Origin of the sequence: Micromonospora sp. M51 (genome assembly GCF_018070305.1) — a bacterium.
In the GTDB taxonomy this organism is placed as follows: Bacteria; Actinomycetota; Actinomycetes; order Mycobacteriales; family Micromonosporaceae; genus Micromonospora; species Micromonospora parva.
The window spans coordinates 1-4,209 of sequence record NZ_JAGPXZ010000562.1 but is presented as its reverse complement, the minus strand read 5'-3'; the positions used below and the strand labels follow the sequence as shown (position 1 = coordinate 4,209).

General features: G+C 72.9%; 5 protein-coding genes. All 5 read right to left on the bottom strand.

Annotation, left to right across the window (positions count from 1 at the left end; all coding sequences use genetic code 11):
• Positions 1 to 537, bottom strand: a 537-nt coding sequence (locus KBX53_RS24510; RefSeq protein ID WP_210861878.1) for a hypothetical protein, incomplete at its 3' end; no start/stop codon positions are given.
• Positions 534 to 1,169, bottom strand: coding sequence for a flavoprotein (locus tag KBX53_RS24505; protein WP_051708268.1), 636 nt, complete (start codon positions 1,167 to 1,169; stop codon positions 534 to 536). The genes KBX53_RS24510 and KBX53_RS24505, both read right to left, overlap by 4 nt.
• On the bottom strand, positions 1,166 to 2,131 hold the full coding sequence (locus tag KBX53_RS24500; protein WP_030330385.1) for an LLM class flavin-dependent oxidoreductase: 966 nt from the start codon (positions 2,129 to 2,131) through the stop codon (positions 1,166 to 1,168). The genes KBX53_RS24505 and KBX53_RS24500 overlap by 4 nt, the downstream gene beginning before the upstream one ends.
• Positions 2,128 to 3,897 carry an ABC transporter ATP-binding protein gene (locus tag KBX53_RS24495; protein ID WP_210861876.1) on the bottom strand — a complete coding sequence of 590 codons (1,770 nt, stop codon included), beginning with the start codon at positions 3,895 to 3,897 and terminating at the stop codon, positions 2,128 to 2,130. The genes KBX53_RS24500 and KBX53_RS24495 overlap by 4 nt, the downstream gene beginning before the upstream one ends.
• Before the next feature lie 24 nt (positions 3,898 to 3,921).
• Positions 3,922 to 4,209 (bottom strand): methyltransferase (locus KBX53_RS24490; protein WP_305797973.1); only part of this gene is annotated, 288 nt, incomplete at its 5' end.

Below are 4,209 nucleotides of genomic sequence, written 5' to 3'. Positions count from 1 at the left end.
CTCGTCGGCGGCGGCGATCTGGGCGGTGTGCTCCCGCACCCGGGCCAGGGCCGCGCCGCCGAGCCGGGAGCGCAGCAGGGATTCGGCGTACGCGCCACGCGGGTGCGGTGAGCGCCCGTTGAGCCAGCGGGTGAACCGGACCAGCCCGCGCGGCGCTCCCCCTGCCGCGACACCGGGCGGGAGCGGTTGCGCGTGCAGCTCCCGCAGCGCCTGGCCGAGCCCGTGCAACAGCGACGCCATCGCCGGCTCGGGGCCGTTGCCCAACAGGACGGCGGCCACCGAGGTCGCGCCCCGTACCCGGTAGGTGCGGGCGTCGCCGTCGGGCTCACCCACGACCCAGTGCACCGACGTCGCGCCCGGTCGTGCGGTGCCGAGCCGGCGCGGTGCGGTGCCGGTCGGCACGAACGGCGCGGGCGCCAGCGGCCCGGGGGCGCGCCGCCACCGGTAGCCACCGGCGGGTTCCGGGCGTACCGCGGTGACCAGCAGGCCGGTGCCGAAGTCCCGGCCGGCCGGCGCGGTCACTGTGGCGGTGGTCATCGGGTCGCTCCCCCGGTCAGGACCGGCACGTCCACCTCGGCCAGCTCGCGACGGCGGGCCTCCAGCCTGCGCAGCGCCTCCGGCAGTGGTGGACTCACCCAGCCGTCGTCACGGCCGGTGGTGAGGCTGCGTGCGGGCAGCGGAGGGATCAGGGCCACGTTGCGCCGCTCGGCCAGCGTCGCCCAGTGCCGCTGGAACGCCGGGCTGTCCAGGCCACCGGGCGGCAGCGCCGGTGACAGGCCGACCGGCGCGGAGGTGCACTGCATCGCCAGCAGCGCCGGGCTGTCGGCGAGCCCGAGGGCGAGCCGGGCGACGAAGTGGAACGTCGCCGGGTAGACCAGCATGGCGTCCGCCCACTCGACGTGCTCGACGTGCCGAGCCCGCTCGCAGTCCTCCCAGGTGTCGACGAGCACCTCGTGGTCGGTCCGCAGGCTCAGCGCCTGCCGGGTCACGAACCGCAGGGCGCTGGGGGTGGCGACCACTGCCACCTCCAGCCGGGGGTACGTCTCCCGGAGCCAGTTCAGCCAGGTCGGCACGTTGCTGGCCGCGGCCGAGCCGGTGATCACCAGCAGCAGCCGCCTCAGCTCCAGCTCCGGTGTCTCCAGGAACTCCAGCGGTGGCCCGGCACTCATCGCGCCACGTTCCCGAGGATGGTCTCCAGCTCGCCCAGCGTGGTCTTGGCCCCGTAGGTCACGCAGACCCCGGCCAGGTTGAACGCCACCTCGTCGGCGCCCGCGGCGCTGAACTCCTTGATGCCCTGCGTCAGCTCCTCCTGGTCGCCGTAGAGGAAGGCGCCACCCTCGACGAGGGCCCGACCGCTGGCCCGCGGGTCGTCGGCCATGTCCACGTCGATGCCCGAGCGGCTCAACATGTCGATGTAGTGCGGCAGGCGCATGTGCCCGGAGTTGCTGTTCAGGGCGAGGTCGACCGGGTCGCGGTCGGGCGTGCGCAGCGCCATCGGCACGATCGCGACCACGCGCGGCATCGGCCGCCCGGCCCGCTCCGCACCCCGGCGCAGCGCGGGCACCACGGTGTCGCGCAGGTACGAGGCCGGCGTCAGCCAGGTGATCGCCACGTCCGCGACCTCACCCGCCAACTCCGCCATCCGGGGCCGCAGCACGCCCAGCCCGATCTCGATGGCCGGGCGGGGGAACGTGCCCAGTTCCATGCCGCAGGAGAAGAACTCGCCCTGGTGGTTGACCTTGCCGGTCTCCAACAGGGACCGGACGATCGTCACGTACTCGCGGACCGCGCCGAGCTGGCTGCGGTACGGGGCACCGAGCGTGCCGCGCTGCAACGACGCGCCACCGGGGCCGAAGCCGGCCACCACGCGGTGCCCGGTGGCCACCGCCAGGGTCTGGGCGCGCAGCGCGGCGTCGTACGGGTGCAGGAACGGCATGAGGTTGACCGAGGTACCCATCGGGACCCGGAAACCGCTGGCCGCGGCGTACGAGAAGCTGATGTGGGTGTCGCCGACGTTGCCCTGCCCCTGCCAGAGGCAGGATGCCTCGCTCCACTGGGTGAGCGCGGCGAACGGCAGCAGCTGCTCGGGGCGGCGCGGCGCGAACGGCATCATGATCGAGTAGTGCGTCATGCCAGGGCTCCTGTTCCGACCAGCATCTGGCCACGGACCAGATCGGTGTAGTTCGAGCAGTTGCGCAGAAGCTCGTCGTGCGGTCCCTGACCGACGACCTCGCCCGACTGGAGGATGACCACGTGGTCGGCGTGCTGGATCGTGGAGATCCGATGCGCCACCACCAGCACGGCGCGGGTGGCGGCCAGGTCGTCGACCAGGTCACGGAGCTTCTGCTCGTTGATGCTGTCCAGGTGCGACGACGGTTCGTCGAGGAGCACCAGTGGGGCGTCGGTCAGCATGGCCCGGGCGATGGCGAGCCGCTGACGCTGACCGCCGGAGAGGTCCACGTCGCCGGCCAGGACGGTGTCCAGGCCCTGCGGCTTGCGGCGGATCTCGTCGGCCAGGCCGACGCGGTGCAGCACCGCGTACAGCTCCCCGTCGGAGAACGCCGCGTCGCCACGGCCCAGGGTGAGGTTGCGGCGCACGGTGTCCTGCACCGAGCTGGCCGCCTGGTCCACGTAGGCCACCTGGGCGCGCAGGTCGGCGAGTGGCCAGTTGCGGGTGTCCCGGCCCTGCACCCGGATGCTGCCCGAGGTGACGTCGGCGAAGCGCTGGATCAGCTCCACCGCGGTGGTCTTTCCCGCTCCGGAGAGGCCGACGATGGCGGTCAGCCCACGGGCCGGCACCTCGAAGGAGACGTCCCGCAGCACCGGCGTGCTGCCGTAGCTGAAGTCGACGTGGTCGAACTGCACCGCCGGCACCGGACCGGCCGGAACGGTGACCGGCTGCGCGGTCTCGCCGCCGGACTCCTGGGGCTTCTCGAAGAGGCCGGTGAAGCGTTCCCGGGCGACAGTGCCCATCTTCAAGGCCGTGACACCCGCCGCGATCATCATGAACGGGCCGGTGAGCTGAAGCAGGTAGAGCAGGAACGCCACGAAGTCGGCCAGCGACAGGGTGCCGGCGACCAACCGCGCGCCGCCCCCGGTGATCACCGCGACCAGTGCGATCTGCTGGCCCAGGTTGACCACCGGGGTCATCAGGGCCTCCATCCGGGCGGCGTCGATCTCGCGGCGGGCGACGGTCTCGGCGTGGGTGGCCAGGTCCGCGCTCACCGACTCCTCGGCCCGGTACGCCTTGATCACCTTGACGGCGTCGACGGCCGCGACGAACCGCTGGGCCAGCAGGCCGGTGGACTCCTGCACCGCGACGTAACTGCGCCGCAGTCGCTTGACCACCAGGGTGATCAGGCCGCCGGCGACCGCGAACGCGCCCACCGTCACGGCCAGCAGGAGCCAGTCCAGGAAGCCCATGATCACCAACGTGCCGATGGCGGTGAGCCCGGCGATCGGGAGCTGGATCGGGCCGACGTCGATCAGCTTCTTGACCCGCGAGGTGTCAGCGGTGATCCGGGTGACCAGGTTGCCGCTGCCCTCGCGTCGTACGTCGGCGAGCGGCAGACGCAGCGCGTGACCCATGGTGCGGACCCGCAGCCGGCAGATCATCCGCTGGCCCAGCCGGGAGAGCAGGAAGGTGGCGAGCGTGTTGGCCAGTGCCGCGCCGAGCCCGAAGACGATCAGCCAGACCGTCCAACGGTCGGCGGCGCCGTCGCCCAGCGTGGCGATGAGCCGACCGACCGCCCAGGGCAGCGCCAGGGTGCCGGCGGTGGACGCCAGGGCGAGCAGGCCGATCAGCAGCATCGTGCCCGGGTGCCCGGTGGCCAGGTCGCGCAGGATGCGCAGCGGCCGGTCCGCTTGTTGCCGCGCCTCCGGCGGATGGTGTCGCATGGGAATCTCCGTTCGGCAGCTGTGCTAGTGGGCGGTGAACTCGATCAGGGTCCGGACCGCCGTCGCGGGGCCGCGCCAGGAGACCTGGAGGCCGGCCTCGGCGCCGAGCCGCTCGATGTCCTCGACCGTCCGCGTGGGCGCCGGCATCATCGACCGCAGCTGAAGTTCCGAGCCGGGGCCGGAGACCGGCATGGCGATGTCGGCGACCAGCACCCGGCCGGTGGCCCCGGCCGCCTCCCGGCAGCGCTTCAGGATCAGGACCGCCTCGTCGTCGGACCAGTCCGCGAGGATGGCGGAGAGCAGGTACCCGTC